Origin of the sequence: Bowmanella yangjiangensis, from assembly GCF_017255015.1 — a bacterium.
In the GTDB taxonomy this organism is placed as follows: domain Bacteria; phylum Pseudomonadota; class Gammaproteobacteria; order Enterobacterales; family Alteromonadaceae; genus Bowmanella; species Bowmanella yangjiangensis.
The window spans coordinates 1-20,081 of sequence record NZ_JAFKCS010000016.1; the positions used below are offsets into that span (position 1 = coordinate 1).

19 protein-coding genes and 1 riboswitch are annotated in these 20,081 nt (G+C 51.3%); of the genes, 10 read left to right on the forward strand and 9 right to left on the reverse strand.

All coding sequences use genetic code 11. From position 1 onward, the window contains the following. From J0A65_RS15080 to J0A65_RS15095, 4 genes are all read right to left on the reverse strand, one after another. Positions 1–940, reverse strand: a 940-nt coding sequence (locus J0A65_RS15080; protein ID WP_206595150.1) for a phosphomethylpyrimidine synthase ThiC, incomplete at its 3' end; no start/stop codon positions are given. A gap of 106 nt (positions 941–1,046) precedes the next feature. Then, positions 1,047–1,160: riboswitch (TPP riboswitch) on the reverse strand. A 267-nt stretch (positions 1,161–1,427) separates the two neighbouring features. Beyond that, on the reverse strand, positions 1,428–1,955 hold the full coding sequence (locus J0A65_RS15085) for a YbhB/YbcL family Raf kinase inhibitor-like protein (protein WP_206595151.1): 528 nt from the start codon (positions 1,953–1,955) through the stop codon (positions 1,428–1,430). A 106-nt stretch (positions 1,956–2,061) separates the two neighbouring features. Further along, a complete protein-coding gene (locus J0A65_RS15090; RefSeq protein ID WP_206595152.1) occupies positions 2,062–2,367 on the reverse strand; it encodes a hypothetical protein in 306 nt (101 codons plus the stop codon). 412 nt (positions 2,368–2,779) lie between these two features. Continuing rightward, positions 2,780–4,036, reverse strand: coding sequence for a Zn-dependent hydrolase (locus J0A65_RS15095; protein ID WP_232849982.1), 1,257 nt, complete (start codon positions 4,034–4,036; stop codon positions 2,780–2,782). 103 nt (positions 4,037–4,139) lie between these two features. Between J0A65_RS15095 and J0A65_RS15100 the strand changes: the two genes are divergently transcribed. The 5 genes from J0A65_RS15100 (at position 4,140) to asnB (ending at position 9,332) form a co-directional block, all read left to right on the forward strand. Then, a complete protein-coding gene (locus J0A65_RS15100) occupies positions 4,140–4,568 on the forward strand; it encodes a hypothetical protein (protein ID WP_206595153.1) in 429 nt (142 codons plus the stop codon). Beyond that, complete coding sequence (locus tag J0A65_RS15105; protein ID WP_206595154.1) at positions 4,561–5,991, forward strand: sodium:solute symporter family transporter; 1,431 nt, start codon at positions 4,561–4,563, stop codon at positions 5,989–5,991. The genes J0A65_RS15100 and J0A65_RS15105 overlap by 8 nt, the downstream gene beginning before the upstream one ends. Continuing rightward, positions 5,978–6,100 carry a hypothetical protein gene (locus J0A65_RS27710; RefSeq protein WP_269813701.1) on the forward strand — a complete coding sequence of 41 codons (123 nt, stop codon included), beginning with the start codon at positions 5,978–5,980 and terminating at the stop codon, positions 6,098–6,100. The genes J0A65_RS15105 and J0A65_RS27710 overlap by 14 nt, the downstream gene beginning before the upstream one ends. Continuing rightward, a complete protein-coding gene (locus J0A65_RS15110; protein ID WP_206595155.1) occupies positions 6,094–7,167 on the forward strand; it encodes an aspartate/ornithine carbamoyltransferase family protein in 1,074 nt (357 codons plus the stop codon). The genes J0A65_RS27710 and J0A65_RS15110 overlap by 7 nt, the downstream gene beginning before the upstream one ends. A gap of 155 nt (positions 7,168–7,322) precedes the next feature. Beyond that, complete coding sequence (asnB, locus tag J0A65_RS15115) at positions 7,323–9,332, forward strand: asparagine synthase (glutamine-hydrolyzing) (protein WP_206595156.1); 2,010 nt, start codon at positions 7,323–7,325, stop codon at positions 9,330–9,332. Between the two features lie 52 nt (positions 9,333–9,384). Here asnB and hemW read toward each other — a convergent pair whose 3' ends face one another. Both hemW and rdgB read right to left on the reverse strand, forming a co-directional pair. Beyond that, a complete protein-coding gene (hemW, locus tag J0A65_RS15120) occupies positions 9,385–10,527 on the reverse strand; it encodes a radical SAM family heme chaperone HemW (RefSeq protein ID WP_206595237.1) in 1,143 nt (380 codons plus the stop codon). Between the two features lie 7 nt (positions 10,528–10,534). After that, positions 10,535–11,137 (reverse strand): RdgB/HAM1 family non-canonical purine NTP pyrophosphatase, encoded by a 603-nt coding sequence (gene rdgB, locus J0A65_RS15125; RefSeq protein WP_206595157.1) that lies wholly within the window; start codon positions 11,135–11,137, stop codon positions 10,535–10,537. 89 nt (positions 11,138–11,226) lie between these two features. On the opposite strand from rdgB, the gene J0A65_RS15130 reads away from it, so the two are divergent. After that, positions 11,227–12,303 carry an energy transducer TonB gene (locus J0A65_RS15130; protein ID WP_206595158.1) on the forward strand — a complete coding sequence of 359 codons (1,077 nt, stop codon included), beginning with the start codon at positions 11,227–11,229 and terminating at the stop codon, positions 12,301–12,303. A gap of 21 nt (positions 12,304–12,324) precedes the next feature. After that, a complete protein-coding gene (locus J0A65_RS15135) occupies positions 12,325–13,221 on the forward strand; it encodes a histone deacetylase family protein (RefSeq protein WP_206595159.1) in 897 nt (298 codons plus the stop codon). Positions 13,222–13,234: 13 nt separating this feature from the next. Here J0A65_RS15135 and srmB read toward each other — a convergent pair whose 3' ends face one another. The 3 genes from srmB to J0A65_RS15150 all read right to left on the reverse strand — a co-directional run bounded on the left by srmB (position 13,235) and on the right by J0A65_RS15150 (position 16,094). Next, positions 13,235–14,452 carry an ATP-dependent RNA helicase SrmB gene (srmB, locus tag J0A65_RS15140; protein ID WP_206595238.1) on the reverse strand — a complete coding sequence of 406 codons (1,218 nt, stop codon included), beginning with the start codon at positions 14,450–14,452 and terminating at the stop codon, positions 13,235–13,237. A 74-nt stretch (positions 14,453–14,526) separates the two neighbouring features. Then, the gene (locus tag J0A65_RS15145; RefSeq protein WP_206595160.1) at positions 14,527–15,252 is read right to left on the reverse strand and encodes a sulfite exporter TauE/SafE family protein; all 726 of its coding nucleotides are present in this window, start codon (positions 15,250–15,252) and stop codon (positions 14,527–14,529) included. Continuing rightward, positions 15,249–16,094, reverse strand: coding sequence for a LytR/AlgR family response regulator transcription factor (locus J0A65_RS15150; RefSeq protein WP_206595161.1), 846 nt, complete (start codon positions 16,092–16,094; stop codon positions 15,249–15,251). Before J0A65_RS15150 ends, J0A65_RS15145 begins: the two co-directional genes overlap by 4 nt. 132 nt (positions 16,095–16,226) lie before the next feature. Between J0A65_RS15150 and J0A65_RS15155 the strand changes: the two genes are divergently transcribed. The 3 genes from J0A65_RS15155 (at position 16,227) to J0A65_RS15165 (ending at position 20,045) form a co-directional block, all read left to right on the forward strand. Further along, the gene (locus J0A65_RS15155) at positions 16,227–17,438 is read left to right on the forward strand and encodes an acyltransferase family protein (RefSeq protein ID WP_206595162.1); all 1,212 of its coding nucleotides are present in this window, start codon (positions 16,227–16,229) and stop codon (positions 17,436–17,438) included. Between the two features lie 34 nt (positions 17,439–17,472). After that, positions 17,473–18,648, forward strand: a complete 1,176-nt coding sequence (locus tag J0A65_RS15160) for a winged helix-turn-helix domain-containing protein (RefSeq protein WP_206595163.1) — start codon at positions 17,473–17,475, stop codon at positions 18,646–18,648. Between the two features lie 845 nt (positions 18,649–19,493). Continuing rightward, the gene (locus J0A65_RS15165; protein WP_206595164.1) at positions 19,494–20,045 is read left to right on the forward strand and encodes a hypothetical protein; all 552 of its coding nucleotides are present in this window, start codon (positions 19,494–19,496) and stop codon (positions 20,043–20,045) included. Positions 20,046–20,081: the final 36 nt, after the last annotated feature.

Sequence of the window (20,081 nt, forward strand, 5' to 3'; positions counted from 1 at the left end):
TGTCGCGGAATACTTCCCAGGTCAGGTTTTCGGCAATGCCGTTAACCTTTTCGAGCGCCTGATAAATCGGCACAGTGCCGATAGGCACCGGACTGTTACGTAAAATCCATTCGCGGGTTTCGTGAATATTGCGTCCGGTGGACAAGTCCATCACAGTATCAGCGCCCCAACGGGTTGACCACACCAGCTTTTCCACTTCTTCTTCAATGGAAGAAGTCACCGCCGAGTTACCGATATTGGCGTTTACCTTAACCAGAAAGTTACGGCCGATAATCATCGGTTCAGATTCCGGGTGATTGATATTGGCCGGAATAATGGCACGGCCCTCAGCCACTTCACGACGAACAAATTCCGGGGTGATATTGTCAGGCAGGTTGGCACCAAAATGCTCGCCTTTATGCTGGCGGTTCAGCAGTTCACTTTTGACCCGCTCGCGGCCCATGTTTTCACGTATGGCGATGTATTCCATTTCGGGGGTGATCACACCGGCCCGGGCGTAATGCAATTGGGTAACACATTTGCCGGGTTTGGCGCGACGCGACTGATGTTTGAGCTCAAAGCGCAGGTCATCCAGGCTGATATCTGCGGCGCGGGCCTTGGCATAGCTTGATGAGCTCTCCTGTAACGTTTCGGTGTCGTCACGCTCCAGGATCCAGTTTTGTCTCACATACTTAAGGCCTTGGCGCACATCAATGCGGGTATCCACATCGCCGTAAGGGCCGGAGGCATCGTATACGGGGACGGCTTCGTTGGGCTCATACACTGGCTGCTCTTTGCTACCGCCCACTAAAGTATCGGCTAGCTGAATCTCTCGCATGGCGACACGCAGGTCGGCGCGGCTGCCTTGCAGGTAAATGCGCTTGGAGTTGGGGTAGTGCTGGCCCTGCAACTGGTCTAAAAATTCCTGGGCCTGGTTACGTAATTCGCGTCTGGTTGACATAGCATTCTCGCTTATTCAGATGGCTGAAATGCTTGTCAGGAGTGTTGCAAAGAATAACGCCGGTTGGATCTTTGCCCCTGATTGGGGAGGCGGCAGCCTGAAGCCTGGGCGTTACGCTCTTGTTCCCTTCGCAGGTATTAGCCTGATCAGGTTCAACGGATCCCGCATTTGCGGTCTCAGCTCGCCCGGTAAACCGGACTGAGCACTCCGACAAGATATAAACTGTATTCAGTATAAGGGCAGAAAATCCTTAATTGCAACAGGGGGATACGCTGGTGGTTATCAGGTTGCGGTGTCCAGATATAACCGCTTTATATGGACAGCAGTGGGTTGGCAAACTGGTTCTAGTTGCACCTTTTACCACCAATGGCACTAAGAACACTAAGTAAACCGCAGGTCCAGAATAGGATGGCTTGCTTTAGTCCTTCGTGTATCTCGTGTTCTTAGTGGTTGTGTTGTAATTACTTTTTTCTGCGTTCAGCGTGGATCAGCGCACGTAAGTGGCAGTTAAGGTTGCCTTCGCCAGAGCTTTACTATTCAGGGTATAGCCGACGATGGCTGGGGAAATATCCACTGGAAAATCGAGTTTTTCATCCGGCAAGGCCCAAATAGTGAACTGGTATCTGTGCATACCATGTCCAACAGGCGGGCAGGCACCACCAAAACCGGGCTGACCGTAATCGGTGCGGGTTTCCAGCACTTTATCCAGTTTGCCGGATGCACCCCGTGGCAGACTCTTTGTATCGGCAGGAATATTCAATGCCAGCCAATGCCACCAACCACTGCCGGTTGGCGCGTCGGGATCGTAGACGGTAATGGCAAAACTTTTGGTCCCAGCCGGCGCATCTTTCCAGGCCAGGGCCGGTGATTGATTCTCTCCGTCGCAGCCAAAGCCTGAATATTCGAAGGTTTTGGCCATTCTCTGGCCTTCCTGAATATCCGGGCTACTGATTTCCAGTGCGGCTAAGGGCATGGTCAGTGGTAACGTTATCGCGAGCAGAGCAAGTTTGCGCATGGTTATGTCCTTGTAAGGGGAAAAGCTGTCGGCCATTTGGGCAACAACCTGGTTTGGTCAAGTTGTTGCGGAATTATTGTTGATTGCAGACGGCCAAATAGCAACCTTACTTGTTGCTATTGCGATGCCTATTGTAGGAAAGCTGGGTTCCCAGCCAGATACTGTAACCGTAGAGGCAAGCGACTATTGCCCATATCAGTGCGATAAGCGGAATATCGGCTGGGGAAATGTCCTGGGTGGTGATTAAAATAGTCATGAAAATGGCGAACGACAGCAGGCCCCATTTAATCAAACCTTCCAACAGGATAAAGCGCAGCAAGCCTTTTTCCTGGATATCCTGCCATTGCCTGATTTCATCAAAATCCCAGTACTGATACTTGGTGTTATATTTAATAAACAAATCTTTCAACACAGCGGCCTGTCCGTAGAAAACTATTCCCTGGTGGTTCACCGTTATCAAGCCTGTTTTTATTTTTGCTATGCCTATAGGCATTGTTTTTATTGGCTTGTCGGCATTTTTTATAGTTATTTTTTATTGAGTGCACTGTCTTGTCATCACTAGAGATGGCAGGGTGCGGAATGCATCCTAGCCGACGGCCTATAATCGGATCAATGTTAATTAATTATTTTTTAATGACGATTTTTTGCTCTAAAAAATTCCACGTTTATTTATTGGGTATTAAAAAATAAACCAGATCGGTCTGGTTTGTTTTTTAAGTGTTTTAGCTCCTTTTTGTAAGCGGCATAATTAAAGGCTTTATGGCCAGTAATATATTTATGCGTATAAAAACTCAAAGAGATTGAAAAATACCTAAGTTGAGTATTTATTTATCTTGGTGGCCACAGGCATAGGCTAACGCTGTCTGTAAAAGCAGGTTGGCCCCGGTGTGCACGTCCTGCCAGTGCGTCCATTCGTCTGGTGCGTGACTGATGCCGCCGACACTGGGTACAAAGATCATACCGGTCGGGGTAACCTTGGCCATATACTGAGCGTCATGGCCAGCGCCGCTTGGCATAACCTGATAATCAAGTCCCATCTTTTCTGCCTGCTGGCAAAAGCCCTGTATGACTTCACTGGACATAGCCTGTGGCTCAAGCCAACTCATCTGTTCAAATTCAAACATCAGATTGTGTTTACGGGCGATGCTGGACAGCACCCGTCGACAAGCATCTGCCAGATTGCGCATAGTTTGTGGATCTGTATCCCGACCGACCAGCGTGAATTCAGCTTCCCCGGGGACGGTGTGCGCATAGCCGGGTTTGAGCTCGACCCGGCCGACGGTCAGGCGGCTTTTGTCCGAGCCTTCCTCATTGATAATACGGGGGATCTCATGGGCAAAGTCGGCCAGTCCCATAAAGGCATCGCTACGCATGTCCATAGGTGCGGTACCGGCATGGTTGGCTTTGCCGATCAGTCTGACCAGCCACTTATAAACCCCGGAGATGGCCTCCACCACACCTATAGGTTTGCCGATTCGCTCCAGCACCGGCCCTTGCTCTATATGCAGCTCCAGAAAGGCCCGAAAATGCTTGGGGTCAACCCGGGCATTGAGGGCTTCTATGGCATTTAGACCACAGCTTGCCATCTCATCTTTAAGATAAATATGGCTGGCATCATGGGCGGTTTCTAGCCAATCGGGAGTCAGCTCCCCGGTGATGGCCTGCACCCCCATCATGCCGCCAAAACGTCCTTCTTCCTCGGCAAAGGCATACACCTCTAGTGGGTAGGTGACATCCAGACCGCTATCTCGCAGCACACGCATACATTCCAATCCTGCTAACACGCCTAAGGTACCGTCGAACATACCGCCTGCGGGTACCGAATCGATATGTGAGCCCATGGCGATCACTGGCCTGTCAGTATCTTGTTGCATACTGCCTATTACGTTGCCGGCACTGTCCATTTTTGCGGAAAATCCTTCGTCCTCAAACTTTTTGATTAACCATTGCCTGGCCTGCATGTCAGCCGGTGTAAAGCCGAGTCTGAATATGCCTTTTGATTCTAAGTCATACCCAATATGAGATAACTCAAGTAAATCGTTTTGGAGTCTGCTCAGGTTGGTCTGCAATTCGTGAATCATGGACTGTCCTTATGGCGGTGTGTATTTAATCAGTAGGGTGAATTTTGTTTCGTATACTAATAAATGTTAGCATGACCGTTAATGAATAAGCAGAGGAGACGTCATGAGGGCGATCCATACGCTGTTCCTGGGATTGTTGATGCTGGCCAGCATTCCGGCGTTTGCCGTGCAGTCTCTGGAATCCAGGGAAGGTTACTTTGTACTGGAATTTAGTGATTACAATGCCAGTTATGACAGTCTGGAGGTGGTGCGTCTGGTTGATGGCACACCGGATACCCAGAGTCTTCAGCAATTTAATGTGAGTGGTCAACGCCAGGCGACTATGTCGGGGTTTGCCAATGGCCACTACCTGGTGCGGCTGCTGGACAGCAGCGGCAGCGAACCGCCGATCAAGTTAGCCAAGGTATGGGTGCAGCACCGTTCTTTGTATCAGGCGCTGGCCTTGTTTGTACTTGGGTTGGCGGCATTTTCTATGCTGGTTGGGATTTTACTCGGGTTTGTGCGCAAGGAGCGAGACGGCCACTATGCTTGATGCCCAGCTAGATTCAGGTTTGGCGCTGGCTATCCTGGTAGGCTTCGGCCTGTTGTGGATTGCTTTTGGTTGGTATCTGGGACGCAACAACCAAAGTATTGATGACTATGCACTGGCGGGGCGCAATGTGGGCTTTGCCTTTGCCACCGCAACGGCCATGGCAACCTGGATCACCAGTAATACCACGCTGGTGGCTCCACAACTGGCTTATCAGTTTGGCGTCTGGGGCATGATTGGCTACAGCATGGCCGCCCTTGGTCTTATCTTGTTTGCGCCTATGGCGGCGCGGATCAAATCCTTAATGCCGCATGGCTTTACCAGCGGGGACTTTATTCGTACCCGTTTTGGCCCCAAAGCCTGGGCCGTGTTTATGCTGATCTCGCTATTTTATGCCATGGGCTGGCTGGTTAGCCTGGGCATGGCAGGGGGGATCCTGCTGTCCTCGCTCAGCGACCTGGATTATCACACCGGCATGACGGCCATCTTGCTTATCTGCGTGGTATATACCTTACTGGGCGGATTAAAGGCGGTGATTGCGACCGACTTTGTGCAATCTATTCTGATCCTGGTTGGCGTGGTGGTCATCGCCTGGTTTTGCATCGACAAGGTCGGTATCAGCCAAATTCATCAGAATGTCTCCAGGATGCAGCCAGAGCTCCTTAATCTGGCCTTTCCCGCTGCAATTATGTTTTTGTTTAACAACATCTTTTTCGGCATTGGTGAGATTTTCCATTCCAACGTCTGGTGGTCCAGAGCCTTCGCCTTTAAGGGGGGGATAGGCAAGAAAGCTTTTCTGACCGGCGGTTTGCTGTGGCTACCCATTCCTATTGTCACGGGCTTCGTTGCCTTGGCGGCCTTGTCATTAAATATCCTGCCGCCCAGCGCGGATATGGTGGGGCCGTTAGTGGCGGCCAAACTGCTGGGAGGCATTGGTGCGGTGTTTGTGTTTGTGGTGGTGTTCTCGGCCCTGGCATCCAGTATGGATAGTCTGCTGGCCGCTACGTCAGATTTGATCACCCAGGATGGCTACAAACGCCTGCTAAACCCCAAAGCCAACAGCGACCTTTTGTTGAAGATAAACAAGCGCATTGTGATAGGTCTGGGGGCGCTGACTTGGCTGTTATGTCTGCCCAAGGTGGCCACCCTGGGCGCGCTGTTAAATTTCACCGGCGCTTTTGTGGCCTCTGCCATCTGGCCGATTTTGTTTGGCTTGTATCACCCTGGCCTCACCGGGCGATTTGCAACGGCCGCGATGAGCCTGGGGATTGTCTGTGGTTTGGTTTTGTATTTTGTGATCGGCTTTTATGTGGCAGCCATCAGCGCGGCGCTGGTGTCGTTGCTGATTTGCCTGGCTGGTCTGTATTTGGCACCTGGCCAATTTGATTGGCGTGTCTTCAAAGAGGCTGAGCATGTACCTGAGTGAAACCCTTTTAGCTGTGCTGGTCTGGGTTGCCTTAGTCGGCAGTGCTCTGGCACCGGTGATTTTACTTCTGCTTTATCAGCGCGATCTCAAGGATAAGAATCTATGGTAGATCCTAACCTGGAACAGGTTGTTCAGTTTGAGCGCCGCCGTCCCGATGTTCAGGGCGATGCGCATCCGAAAAAGCTGCTGCGGGCCATCATCGAAGATGGTGACCATTTGGCCAAGCTGGCTAATCAGCATATCTATTCATCGGATCAATTTGATCGACCGACCTTGTTGCAGCTATTTCGTCTGGCCGCCAAATATGAAGCTAATCCAGACAGATTCAGCAGTTCGTTGAACGGCCAGATCCTGATTTCGGCCTTCTATGAGCCCAGTACCCGTACCCGCTTGTCATTTGAAAGCGCCTGGCATCGTCTGGGCGGTGACATTATGTCTATTACCGATCGCTCCACCACTGGCATTGCCAAGGGCGAGTCGTTAATGGATGTGGCCGAGATGTTCAATAACTACGGCGACTGTGTGGTATTGCGTGACTCTCAGGAGTCGTCTGTGCGGGAGATGATGGCGTCTCTGCGTATTCCCATTATCAATGCGGGTAATGGTACCGATGAGCATCCGACCCAGGCACTGGCCGATTTATACACCATCTTTAAATGGCGCCCAGATTTGCTGACCGACACACCGGGAAAGCCGTTAAACCTTTGTCTGGTTGGCTTCCCGGCCAAGATGCGCACGGTGCGCAGCCTGCTTAAGTTACTGTGCTATTTCCCTGAGGTATTTAGCAGTGTCACCGTGGTGAATGACAAAGGCTGTAATGCCATGTTCGCCCCCGGTCAGCTTGAGCAGCTAGAGCAGTTTGGCTTAACAGTTAATACCTCGGATGATCTCGAACAGGTGCTGCCAAAAGCCGATGTGGTGTATATCAATGCCATTTCCTGGGAAGGGGATTCCTTTAAGCAGTATGGCAAAAAGTACCATCTGGATGCGTCGTCTCCGCTTAAACAAGACGCCATCATTCTGCACCCATTGGCTCGGGGTGAAGAGCTCAGTACGGATTTGGATAGCACACATCACAACTGGTACTTCTCACAGGCCAGGGGCGCGGTGTTTTTGCGTATGGCGCTGTTAACCTGCCTGGTGAAGCGGGCTGAGCGGGTGTTGGATGTGATCTAGTTGATCTGGACCTGCGGCTTCCTGCCTGCGGTCCTGAGTCGCTGCGCAAAAGCGTGGTTTTGCTTCGCTCGCATTTTCAGGGTACTGAAAATGGCGATACATCCTGTATCGCGTCTACGTTGAAGCCTCGTTAATGCAGAAAAACAGGAGAATATATGTGTGGAATAGCAGGCATTTTCGCCGCCCGGCCCGAACAGGAGGTGGACTCGCAAGTGTTGGTCAATATGGCCGCCATTATGCATCACCGCGGGCCGGACAATTATGGTTACTGTAACCCGGCCGGTGTCGGCATGGGAATGAGCCATGCCAGGCTGTCCATTATAGATTTGAATGAAAACCGCGGCCGCCAACCCTTCTTTTTACATGGCGGTCAGATGATTTTTGCTCACAACGGTGAGTTTTACGATTATCAAAGATTGCGTGCAGAGCTGACTGCCGAAGGCCAACACTTTGAGACTAAAAGTGATTCGGAAATAGTGCCCCATCTCTATCTGCGTTTGGGCATGGCAGAAACCCTCAAGCATTTGCGCGGCGAATTCGCCTTTGCACTTTTTGATGAAAGGCAGGGATGTCTTTATCTGGTGCGGGATCGCTTTGGCATCAAGCCTCTGTACTGGACCGAAGTGAAGGGCCAGATTGTATTTGGCTCGGAAGTGAAAACCGTGTTGGCACATCCCGAGGTCAAGCCTGAGATTGATAGCCAGGGGTTGTTTCACCAACTTATTCAGGTCATGGTGCCAGGCACTACGGCCTTCAAAGGGATTCATCAGGTTGAACCTGGACATATGCTAAAAATTCAGCGTCGTGACGGCCAGTTTGAAATTGAAACCTGCAAATACTGGGATATGGATTTTCCCACACCGGAAAACCGTCCGCGCCTGGACGATGAAAGCTATATTCAGGGAGTGCGCCGTCACTTACTGGAAGCGGTGCAACTGCGCTTAAATGCCGATGTGCCGGTGGGCTGTTATTTATCCGGTGGCATTGACTCTTGTTCTATCCTGGGGCTGGCCTCGGCGGTGAGTCAGAATCCCATCCGCGCCTTTACTATCAGCTTTGACAACGACGAGTACGATGAGGCCGCCATTGCCACTGAAATGGCGCGGGCTACCGAGGCTGAGCAGGATATTCTTAAACTCAATGCCGATCTGCTGTATGACAACTTTGCCCGCACCATCTGGCATACCGAGCGCACAATTTACAACACCCTGGCGGTCGCCAAGCTGATGATGAGCCAGCATGTGCGGCATGTGGACTACAAAGTGGTGCTGACCGGTGAAGGTTCGGATGAATTGTTTGCGGGCTATCCGGCCTTTCGCAAGGACATGTTCCTGCATGGTATGGAAGGGCTGGATAAGGAGCAGGCCGAAGAATGGCAGCGCACGCTGATGGAGTCCAACAAACTGTTTCAGGGGGCTATGCTGCCCAAAGATGAGTATGTGTCAGACAGCATTAATGCCAAGGTGGGTTTTACCCCAAGTTGCCTGCAACCTTGGTTGGGGTGTTCGGATTTGGCCAGACAACTGCTGCATCCGGCCATCCGTGATGAATTAAGTGGCTATGAGCCCGGTGCAGCTATCGCCGAGCGCCTGGATGACGCCTATTTGCAAGGTCGACATCCGCTGGATAAAGCCCAATATGTATGGATTAAAACCATGCTGGAAGGTCAGATCCTGACCTGGGGCGGCGACAGGGTGGATATGGCTAATTCCATGGAAGCCCGCCCGGCCTTTTTAGATCATCATCTGGCTGAGTATGCCGCCACTATTCCGCCTGAACTGAGGATCCGCGGCAGCAAGGAAAAGTATGTGTTGCGCGAGGCCATGAAGGGCCTGTTGCCGAGCGTATTATATGAACGTCAGAAATTTGCCTTTATGGCGCCGCCGGCCCATACCGATGACAAAAAATGGCAAAAGCTCAAAGGCTTGTTTGCCCGCTACGCCTCGCCTGCCCAGTTGCAAGAAGCCGGACTAATTGATGCCGCTTTTGTCCAGGAGTTGATGTCCCGACAGGAGAGTCCAGCCACCGATGCCGCCGACAAAGTGCAAATTGATGCGGTGCTAAATCATGTGCTGGGGGTGATGCTGCTACACCATCATTTTATTCAGCAGGATATCAGTCAACTGGCCTATGACCGTGCCCAGCAGCTCGGCTGGGTTGTGTGACCTATCAAACTTGATTAGCCCGCCTGACCGAGCGCGGGCTTTTCGTTCTGAATTAAACCAGCATTTCCAGCAGGCTGTTCAGATAGCGGCGGCCTTGTTCTGTGACTTGCCAGCTCTGTTGTGTTTGGGCCAACAGTCCCATGTCGGTGGCACGTGCCAGTTTGTCAGCAATACCGTATTCATGCAGGGCCAGCCCGGTGAAACGGCTGTAATCCTCTATGGGGCAAGGTTCCACCAGACGCAGGCGGTTCATCAGAAATTCAAATGGACGGTCTTCATCTTCAACCTGATGTTGCTGATCCAGATAGGCCTTTGACAGATCCATATAGCCTTTGGGGTGTTTGACTTTCACTGTGCGGGTGATAGTACCTGCCTGAATGTCGGTGATCTTGCCGTGCGCGCCGCAGCCGATCCCCAGATAATCACCAAAACGCCAATAGTTAAGGTTATGCTGGCACTGGTGGCCCGGCTGGCTGTAGCCGGAGATTTCATACTGCGCGTATCCGGCAGCCTGCAGCAAGGCATGCCCTTGTTGCTGAATGTCCCACAAAATATCGTCATCCGGTAATACTGGTGGCTTGGAAGCAAACTGGGTATTGGGCTCTATGGTCAGTTGATACCAGGACAAATGCGGGGGCTGCTGGGCGATAGCTAACCTGAGATCTGCCAGGGCATCCTCCAGACTCTGCTCCGGTAAACCGTGCATTAAATCCAGGTTAAAGCTGCGTAGTCCCGCCTGGTGGGCATAACCCGCGGCATTTTGCGCTTGGCGGCTGTCATGAATACGCCCCAGGGCCTGAAGCTTGCCGGCCTGAAAACTTTGCACGCCGATGGAGATACGGTTAACACCAGCCTGGCGAAAGCCAATAAATTTTTCGCTTTCCACTGTGCCTGGATTGGCTTCCAACGTGATTTCTGCGTCGTTTTGCAGATTAACTCTGTCTTTTACACCGCTTAATATCCGCCCTATCCCCTCGGCGCTGAACAGGCTGGGGGTGCCGCCGCCAAAAAAAATACTGGTAACCGGCCTGTCGCCAACCCGTTTTGCATCCTCGGCCAAATCATCAAGCAGATGACTGATATATTCCGCCTCAGGCAGGCTGTGTTTTTGCCCATGGCTGTTGAAGTCACAATAGGGGCATTTCTGCACACACCAGGGAATATGGATGTACAGTGACAGGGGCGGTGCTTGCAAGCTTGGCTTAGACAAGGGCGGCTTCCAGTTGCGGTAATAACTGCTTAAGCGCCTGAGCACGATGACTTAACTGGTTTTTAACTTCGCTAGACAGTTCTGCACTGGTACAGCCTTGTTCTGGCACCCAGAATACCGGGTCGTAACCAAAACCACCGGAACCGGCGGGCGTGCGGGTAATGCTGCCTTGCCATTGTCCCTGACAAATAATAGGGGTTGGGTCATCGGCATGGCGCAGCCAAACGAGCACACAGATAAAACGTGCACTGCGCTTGTCATCGCTGACATCCTGCATGGCGTGCAGCAGCTTTTGCAGGTTGGCAGTATTGCCAGCACCTTGGCCTGCATAGCGGGCAGAATAAATACCCGGCGCGCCGCCTAAGGCGTCCACGGCCAAACCTGAGTCATCGGCAATCGCCGGTAAGCCGGTAATACGTGCGGCATGACGGGCTTTGAGAATGGCGTTTTCCACAAAGCTCAAGCCGGTTTCATCGGCATCTGGCACACCAAATTCACTTTGTACGCGAATATCCACATTCAGGGGCGAAAGCATGTTCGCCAGTTCTTTTACCTTACCTGGATTGCCGGTGGCCATTACCCATGTTTGCTGCATAGATTCACATCGATTTGCTGGAAAGCCCTAAGTTTATCAGACTACAATGCCGGTTCAGGAATAGATTGAGAATTTAAAAGGATTTAAATATGCGTTTTGCCGTTTGTCTTTTGATCTTGCCGCTCTTACTCCAACTGAACACCCAAGCCCAGACTCAGGATGTTGCCCAGCAGCTTCGTGAGGTAGTGGAAGCCATGCCACTGGAGCGGGTTCATCCCAAATATCCCCCAGAACAAGCCCGTAGTGGTCGTGAAGGCTGGGTGGAGATGAGTTATGTGATTGAAGCCGATGGAACTGTCAGTAATGCTATTGTTGAAGACTCCTCTGGCAACAAAGGGCTGGAGCGCAGTGCTATCAAGGCAATAGAACAGTGGACTTACCGCCCTGCCACGGAAAATGGCCAGCCGGTACAGCAGTGCGAATCCCGCGTACGTTTTTCATTTCGAGTGGATAAAGGGTCTGATGGAGTGACCCGTAAATTCAGAAGTCAGATCAAGCAAGGCCTGAATTTGCTGGAAGAGGGCAAGCTAGATGAGGTAAATGCGATTCTTGTCGATATGGAAAGTCGCGAGCAATGGAATCTGCTGGAAGATGCCTGGTATAACTTGTTGAAGGCGTCCTATCATGAAAAAAATAATGAGCCTTTAATGCAGCACCAAGCTTTGCATCGGGCTTTGTCGGCACCTGAGAGTACCTTGCCAAAAAAGGTGCAACTGGGATTTTTACAGAAAAAGTTGCAGATGGAAATACAGCTAAACCGCTATGCTGATGCCAAAAGCAGCTATGAACGTTTGCAGGCGTTGGATAAAGACGGCGAGGTGGTGGCGTTATTCACTCCCTACATGGAAAAGATTGAAGCGCGTATTACCGGGTCTGAGATTTTTGGTTTGAAAGGCCATATCCGGGATGACAAACCCTGGCGCCATAAACTTTCCCGACCAGCGTTTTCCGTTACGCAAGTCAATGGCCAATTGGACAAACTGGATGTTCGTTGTAAGCTGCGCCGCATTACCTTTAGCATCGAGCCAGACACAGTGTGGCAGGTGCCTGCCAAATGGGGTCAATGCCATGTGTATGTGTATGGTGAAGCCGACGCGTCTTTTACCTTGCTTGAGTTACCTGAAGAACTCCCCTCGGACTGGGACGTTGACGTACCTGCCGACTAACAGCCTGGCAGGGGGATATTTATGATCCCCCTGGTTTTTCATCCCATCTATAGCCAACTGAACCTGCCGGTTCGCCATCGTTTTCCTATCGAAAAGTACCAGTCTATCCGTGATGCACTGCAGGTAATGGGCGTGCCGGATAACTGGTTTTTTACCCCAGAGCCGCTGGATATAAAAGCCCTGGAGTCGGTGTTCTGTGCCCAGTACTTACAGCAGTTGCAATCCGGCACGTTAGCGCCGCAGGCTATGCGGCGCATTGGTTTTCCCTGGTCGGAACAACTGGTGCGCCGCACACTTACCGCCAGCGGTGGTACTGTGCTGACCGCCAGACTTGCCCTTGAGCATGGCAAGGCCATCAACCTGACCGGTGGCTACCATCATGCCTTTGCCGATTTTGGCTCGGGCTTTTGCATGATCAACGATTTATATCTGGCAGCGCTGGAAATGCTCTGTGCACCTGGCATAGATAAAGTGCTGATTGTGGACTGTGATGTACATCAGGGCGACGGCACCGCCAAGCTGGCAGAGCAGGATGAGCGGATTATTACCCTGTCGTTGCACGGTGAGAAAAACTTTCCCCATCGCAAGCAAGTTTCCGATATGGACTTCCCTTTGCCAAAAGGCACAGAAGATGAGGCTTATCTGGAGGTGCTGGACAGCGCCTTGATGCTGGCGCTGAATATCCACCGGCCCGACGCGGTGATATACGATGCCGGGGTGGATGTGCATATTAATGATGACTTGGGCCATCTGCATATCAGTACTGACGGGGTGTTTCGGCGCGACAGTCTGGTATTTAACACCTGCCAGCAATTGGGCTTGCCGGTAGCTGCGGTGATTGGCGGCGGCTATCAGCGGGATATGGCGGCCCTGACACAAGTGCATTTACAGTTGTTTCGGGCCGCTGGGGTAGTTTGACGGGGTCGTCAGATTACTTTTTCTTTGCGTTTTTTTTCTTGGCCGCGCTCTTCTTGCCTGGTGCTTTTTTCTTTTTCACCGGCAATTTGGGCGCCTTGTGCTTAGGCTTTAACTCTTCAATTACGCGGCGTTTTAATGCCTCGCCTGTGTAGCGTTCAACCTTAGGCACCATGGCAATATCATGGGCTTCCACTAAAGAAATGGCGGTGCCTTTTTTACCGGCCCGGCCGGTACGGCCAATGCGGTGCAGGTAGATATCTGCGGTACGCGGCATATCGTAGTTAATAACATGGCTGACATCCGGTACGTCGATACCGCGGGCGGCCACGTCGGTAGCGATCAGCAGCTTCACTTCCCCGGCTTTAAACCTGGCAATGGCCAGATTACGCTTGTCCTGTGGCATTTCACCTTGCAGGTAACAGTTGGCAATGCCTTCTGAGTCGAGCTTGCCGCGCAGTTCCATTAAGCGGTCACGGGTTTTTACAAACACAATGGCGGTTTGCACCTGGTTTTGCAGAATATGGCGAAGCAGGGCAAATTTATGCGCGGCGTCGTCACACAAGTGGATCCACTGCAGGATCTTACCTTGTTCACTGCGGGTAGCGCTGGCCTGTACTTCAATGGGATCCTTGAGAATGTCGCGGGCAAAGCGGGCCACACCACCGCCTTCTAAGGTGGCGGAGAACAGATAGGTTTGCTTGCGCCAGCGTGCCTCGGCGGCAATCTGGTTAACTATGCCGCCAAAGCCCATGTCCAGCATGCGGTCGGCTTCATCAAGAATAAAAATCTCGATCTCACGACAGTCAAAGCTTTCTTTCTCAATGTGTTCGAACAGACGGCCTGGGGTGGCAACCAGAATATCCAGATTCTGCTCAAGCAGATCCTTGTCGGTACCATAGTTGATACCGCCGGTGATCACGCCGCAGTTAAAGCGGGTGAACTGGCTGAGCGCCTTGGCTTGCTCAAATACCTGTAGGGCCAACTCGCGGGTAGGGGTGAGGATCAAAACACGGCAAGCACCGGGATCGCGGCGTGGATTATCCAGTAAAAATTGCAGGGCTGGCAGCAAGAATGCCGCGGTTTTACCTGTGCCGGTTGGTGCCGAGGCGAGGATATCGCGCATTTCCATGGCGGCCGGAATGACTTGTTGCTGGATCCCAGTGGGCTTTTTAAAACCCATTTCTTTACAAGCACTTACCAGCGCATCATCTAAATCCAACTCGTCAAACATCACCCGCCCCCTAATGGCCTTCATCAATCAGCCGGCGATTATAAGGTATGCCAGCGCCAATCCCTATCTTTTCGTTACCACAACATAGCCAGGGCGCAGAGGATCAGCATCAGACACACGCCTTGCTTAAACTGTCGCTCGTCCACTTTGTGATGCAACTTGTTCCCTATATAGATGGCCAGGTAAAGCACCGGGACATAGGCCAGAATGGTTAAGGCCACCGGCTGTATTTTGCCCTGCATGAGCATCACCACACTGTACAGGCTGTTCAGACAGAACCACACATACAGCAGCAGAGTGCGAAACTGGCTTTTGTTAAGCTCGCGGCTGCTGATGGCATACACCAGCAGCGGCCCACCAGAACCATACAGGCCCTGACAGATACCTGCCAGAAAGGTCCAGCTTTGTTGCCACCAGGTGAGGCGGGGTTTTACCGGCAACTGATGATAGAGCTTGTACCATTCCCTAGCCGAGAACCACAGCACCAGAATGGCAAAACCACGCTTCAGCCAAACCCCCGGCAATTGTTCCAACAATAAAATTCCCAGACCAAGACCGAGGATCATGATTGGCAAAATACCTTGTAGCAGTAATTTTGCGTCCAGTTCACGGCGAAGCTTCCAGGCCATAGCGCCGGTAGCAAAGATATTCAGCGGCACCAAAACCGGCAGTAGCTCAGGTATGGCAAACATCAGGCTGCCAATAGATACCGCAATCACCATACTGCCAAAGCCAATCATGGCCTGCACGGTAAAGCCCAGCCAAATGGCCAGGCCCAGCCATAGGTAATCAATGCTCATGATAAGGCGGCCTTAAAGCCGTCTTTATAGCGGCGTGACAAATTGAGTTTATGGCCGGATTTCAGCTGGATTTCGCCGTCGCCACTGTTTTGATAGCTGATACTTTCTACCGCATTATGATTTACCGCATAGCTGCGATGAATACGGCTGAAGCCCTTTTGCTGCAGGCGTTCGCTAAGCTCACCTAAGGTAGCGCGCAGGGGATAAATGCGCCCCTGGCTGTGCAAATTTACGTAGTTGCCTGAGGATTCCAGATAGTCGATATCGGCCACCTTAACCAGAAACTCCCGGTCCAGTTTGCGCACCAGAAAATGCTCCGGTGCCTGGCTATGGCTGTCTTCCTGTTCATCCACCGGGCGGGCTTCGCCCTTCAGGCGGCTATAAACAAAGTGATAAAGTTGGTACATCAAAAACCAGAACAGATAGCCCCAGGCATCTTTACGGTATTCGTAGAAAAACTCTCTTAGCCAGGGGCCAAAGTTGTAGTCACTACCATCTATGGCATAAACAAGCTCGCGAAAGCTGACCATCAACCCCACATGCAAAAGCGCAAACACCAGGGTAGCGAAAAAGTGCAGCAGCAACTGCCGGCCAGGGGTAGATAAACGTGGAGGAACGCGGGCAAACCAGGCAAAAAGTAATGGCGCAATCAAAAAGAAGGCCAGGGCACTGGTGTATTCCCAGGCAAATGGCTCCCACAGGGCAATTTGCGGTGTACCGTCGCGGCTGTGTTCCATCCATACTGAGGTGGCATTAATGCTGTTATTGATAAACAGGTAAGCGCCCAGCAGTAACGCCACATATAAACGTGGATGGCGGTCAAAACGTTCAAACCAGCTCACTGAAAATAACTCCAAATTTCATCCCAGCATTCCACCGCTTGTCCCCAGGCTGCGTCAATTCAGCCTTTGCTTGTATTGAGCAAGTGATGCCATCGCCATTATAGGGGCCTGACTTTACCTTAAGGGCTCACTATGACTCAAATAACAAATTCGCGTCGCTATGATGTCGACTGGCTGCGAACCCTGGCATTCGGCATTTTGATTTTATATCACCTGGGCATGTACTACGTGTATGACTGGGGCTGGCATATTAAAAGTGAGTATCAAGGGCAATTTGTCTGGTTGCAGGACCTGATGATCCTGACCGGCCCCTGGCGTATGTCGCTACTGTTTTTTATCAGCGGTATTGCCCTGGCGCTGGTAGCCGACAAATACAGTCAGGGCAGTCTGGTCAGGCTGCGCAGTGTCAGGCTGTTTATTCCGCTGCTATTCGGCATGTTCGTAATCGTTGCCCCGCAAACCTATTTTGAGGCGTTGGATCAAGAGCTGATCCAACCCGGCTATAGGGCCTTCTGGCTGGATTACATTAACCCCTGGACCTCACTGCTGGTGGAGCATCACAGTATTATTGGCCTGCTAACCTGGAATCATCTGTGGTTTTTGCCCTACTTGTGGCTTTACAGCCTTTTGGTGATTGGGTTTATGCCTTTGCTAAACAAGCTAGGGGCCAGTAACTGGCTGAGTAATGTAAAAGGCCGCTGGGTGTTATTGACGGTGATAAGCGTACAGATCATCGCCTGGTATTTCCTCAAGAAGGCTTTCCCCAGCACCCATGACCTGGTGCAGGATTGGTACAACCATGCCAAGTATCTGCCGGTGTTTATCGGCGGTTATCTGCTTGCCCGTCAAGGCAAGTGGTGGCAGCAGGTTATCGCCTGGCGAAATATGTTTTTAGCTGTGGCGGTGCTTGGCTATGTGTTTTTGCTTCTGGACAAACACGGCGCCTTTGCCTCTCTGGCCGCCCAGTTTGATACCAATATCGCGGTTAAGCTGTTTTATGGCGTGATTGGTGCCACAGGCTACTGGGCCTGGATCCTGGCCTGTGTCGGGCTGGCTGGTCATTATCTGAACCGCCCCAGTAAACTGCTGAGCTACACCGATAAAGCCATCTTGCCCTGGTATATGCTGCATCAAACCCTGATTATTGTGGCGGCCGCCAACCTTAAGGCCTTGCAGTTATCCCCTGGGTTTGAAGCCCTGGTTATTTTGCTGCTGACACTTGCTGGCTGCTATCTGGGCTATGAGATTATCCGCCGTGTGCCTTTGCTGCGCTGGCTTTGCGGGCTGAAAAACCAGCCTGCTCAGATAAAAACGGCACTTGCCCCGCAGACGCCCATGGCTTAAAAAAGGTTGTCTGTTATCACTTTTAGGCAATCTGGTGGATATTCATCCCAATCACCTTAAGCAACTGGCCTTGCATCGCCAAGGCCTCACCCACACCAACGGCTGGCAAAGCGAGCAGGGTACCCTGGACGCCATTTGCCAGCTCGGTTATGTGCAAATCGATTCCATTAATGTGGTGGAGCGCGCTCATCACCATAGCTTATGGACCAGGGTGGCAGACTATCAGCCAACGCACCTGGATAAGCTCTTAAAAGACCGGCAGATCTTTGAGTACTGGTCACATGCGGCGGCATTTTTACCCATGCAGGATTATCGTTTTGGTCTGTGGCGGATGCGCCGTATTGCCCAAGGGGAAAAGCATTGGTTTGAGCGGGACGATAAGATTATTCAGGAAGTACTGGCGCGTATTCGTATCGACGGGCCGCTAAGTGCGGCTGAGTTTGAGCACAGCGGCAGCGCCAATGGCTGGTGGAACTGGAAACCGGCCAAGCGTGCACTGGAGCAGCTGTATATGGAAGGTGAACTGATGGTCACCGAGCGGCGTAACTTCCAGAAGGTCTACGATCTGGCTGAGCGGGTTTTGCCTGCGGATACCGACACCCGCCCGCCCAGCGATGAGGAGTTTGCCGACTACCTGATTTCCCGCTACCTGCATGCCCATGGCTTTGGCAGCGCCAAGCAAATGGGCTATTTGCGTAAAGGCCCCATCCAAAAACTGCTGCAACAGCGGTTAACCAGCATGCAGGAAGAGGGCCGCCTTATCGCCTTTAACCTGGCTGGGCAGCGCTATTTCGCCGACCCACAAGACCTGGCCGACCTGCCTGAAAGGCCCGAACCCCAGGCGCGACTTTTGCTGCTATCCCCTTTTGATAACCTGGTAATTCAGCGCGAGCGCCTAAAAGCCCTGTTTGCTTTTGATTACCAGATTGAATGCTATGTACCCAAAGAAAAACGCCAATACGGCTACTTCTGCCTGCCGATGCTGTGGAAACAGCAGTTTGTTGGGCGTATGGATGTCAAAGCTGAGCGTAAAAGCGCAGTGCTACAGGTTGTACAGCTCAGCCTGGAGCCCGATTTTGTGCTGGATGATGAATTTATCCAGGCCCTACGCGAAGCATTACAAAGCTACGCCGCATTTAATGGCTGCAAGGGCTATAAGGTCTTGGCGGCAAATAGGCGGGGAGTGTTGCGGGTGGTGAATAAGCGTTAGGTTTTCTTGGCATCCTTGCTGTGTATGACTCGCTTCCCTGCGAGCCAGCCACCTTTACAAAGTTCTTCCTGAACTTTGCCCTCCGGGCCAGCTAAAGCTGTTCCAATTTGCTCCCGACAACTTGGTGAATGAGCCTAAAAGTCCAAGCAACTGTTCGACTTCCTTGTCTTATATGACACATCATCCCTGATGCGCCAGTCACTTTTCTTTGCTCGTGCAAATCAAAGTAACCAAAAGAAACACGCCCGCAGGATTCCCAACAACGTCAGTCCAGGCCACTACAAAAAGGCGGTCGTGAAAACGACGTTCCAGACGCGTCTTTCACTCAATTTGCTCCCAGCAAATTGCCCACCTTTTAGCAGCGCCCTGAACCGACCGGGAATTTTTAAGCGGGTATCAAAGCGGCTCGGGCCGCTTAGGGGGAGCATAGGTCTATTTAACAAGTAACTAGTCCATCGACGACCTGCCAACTTTTGACTTAATCAATTAGCGGAAAGTACCTAGCAACTCTCCACTAGGAATGACTGCAGATTCGTACAGGTATAAGTTGAATTGACTCGATTTTCGCGTCTAATTCTCGGTTTCACGCGGCCAGTGTCTCGCTTTGCCCAATTTGACTGACGACAGACTATTGAATTTAATGATATTTACATCCAAAGGTTTGGACATACAGAGACCTATATAAATCCCAATTCTCGCTTTCACCAATGTGGGTTGGTGCTAAAAGCGCTGGCAGACTTTGCTAAGGTGTTGTTAGTATGGAGAAAATTAAAGGAGGCTGTGACTTCTAGGCGTTTTTCACTGTGCGGTATAACGCGAATTCACAGTAATACACTGTTAGGCCTATGAAAGCACTCACAATTACTTTTAGCGTTTTGCTTGTTATTGCTTTAGCTTGGCTCAGTTTGCCGTATTGGCCTCGGAGTGCATTTCAAGACTACGTGTGGCTTTACTTGAATGATAAAAAGTTGCAAAAACTAATAACTACCGCTGATAAAACGTCTTACGACATTATCAGATGGTTACCAGATCGAGGTCATAGTGCTGGCATTAGGACTGATACCGGTTTTGATTGGCAAGAAGGGCCAACATTTAGTAAGGAGCTTGTAGCTGCTTTTGAGCAATTCAATACGAACTATTTCATGCTGGTGAAGCAGGACGGGTTCTGGGCTTTCCCGGGATTTTCGGAAGCTGAAATAGTTGATGAAAAAGAAATAAACAATGCAGTTCAGGTTCGTTCACTTGATTACTTTTATCGATTTGGGGGCGGGTTAATATTTCAGGAATGTAGTGATGAACTAATTACATCGATACCTACCGGAAAGTGCGATCAATTGCTGTTCGGAAATTGGGTTGTCGAAAAATCTTGGTTTGTGAGAAGTGTGGATGGTTTTTAGCCTAACAATCGCCATCAAAACGCCGCTTCGCGGCTC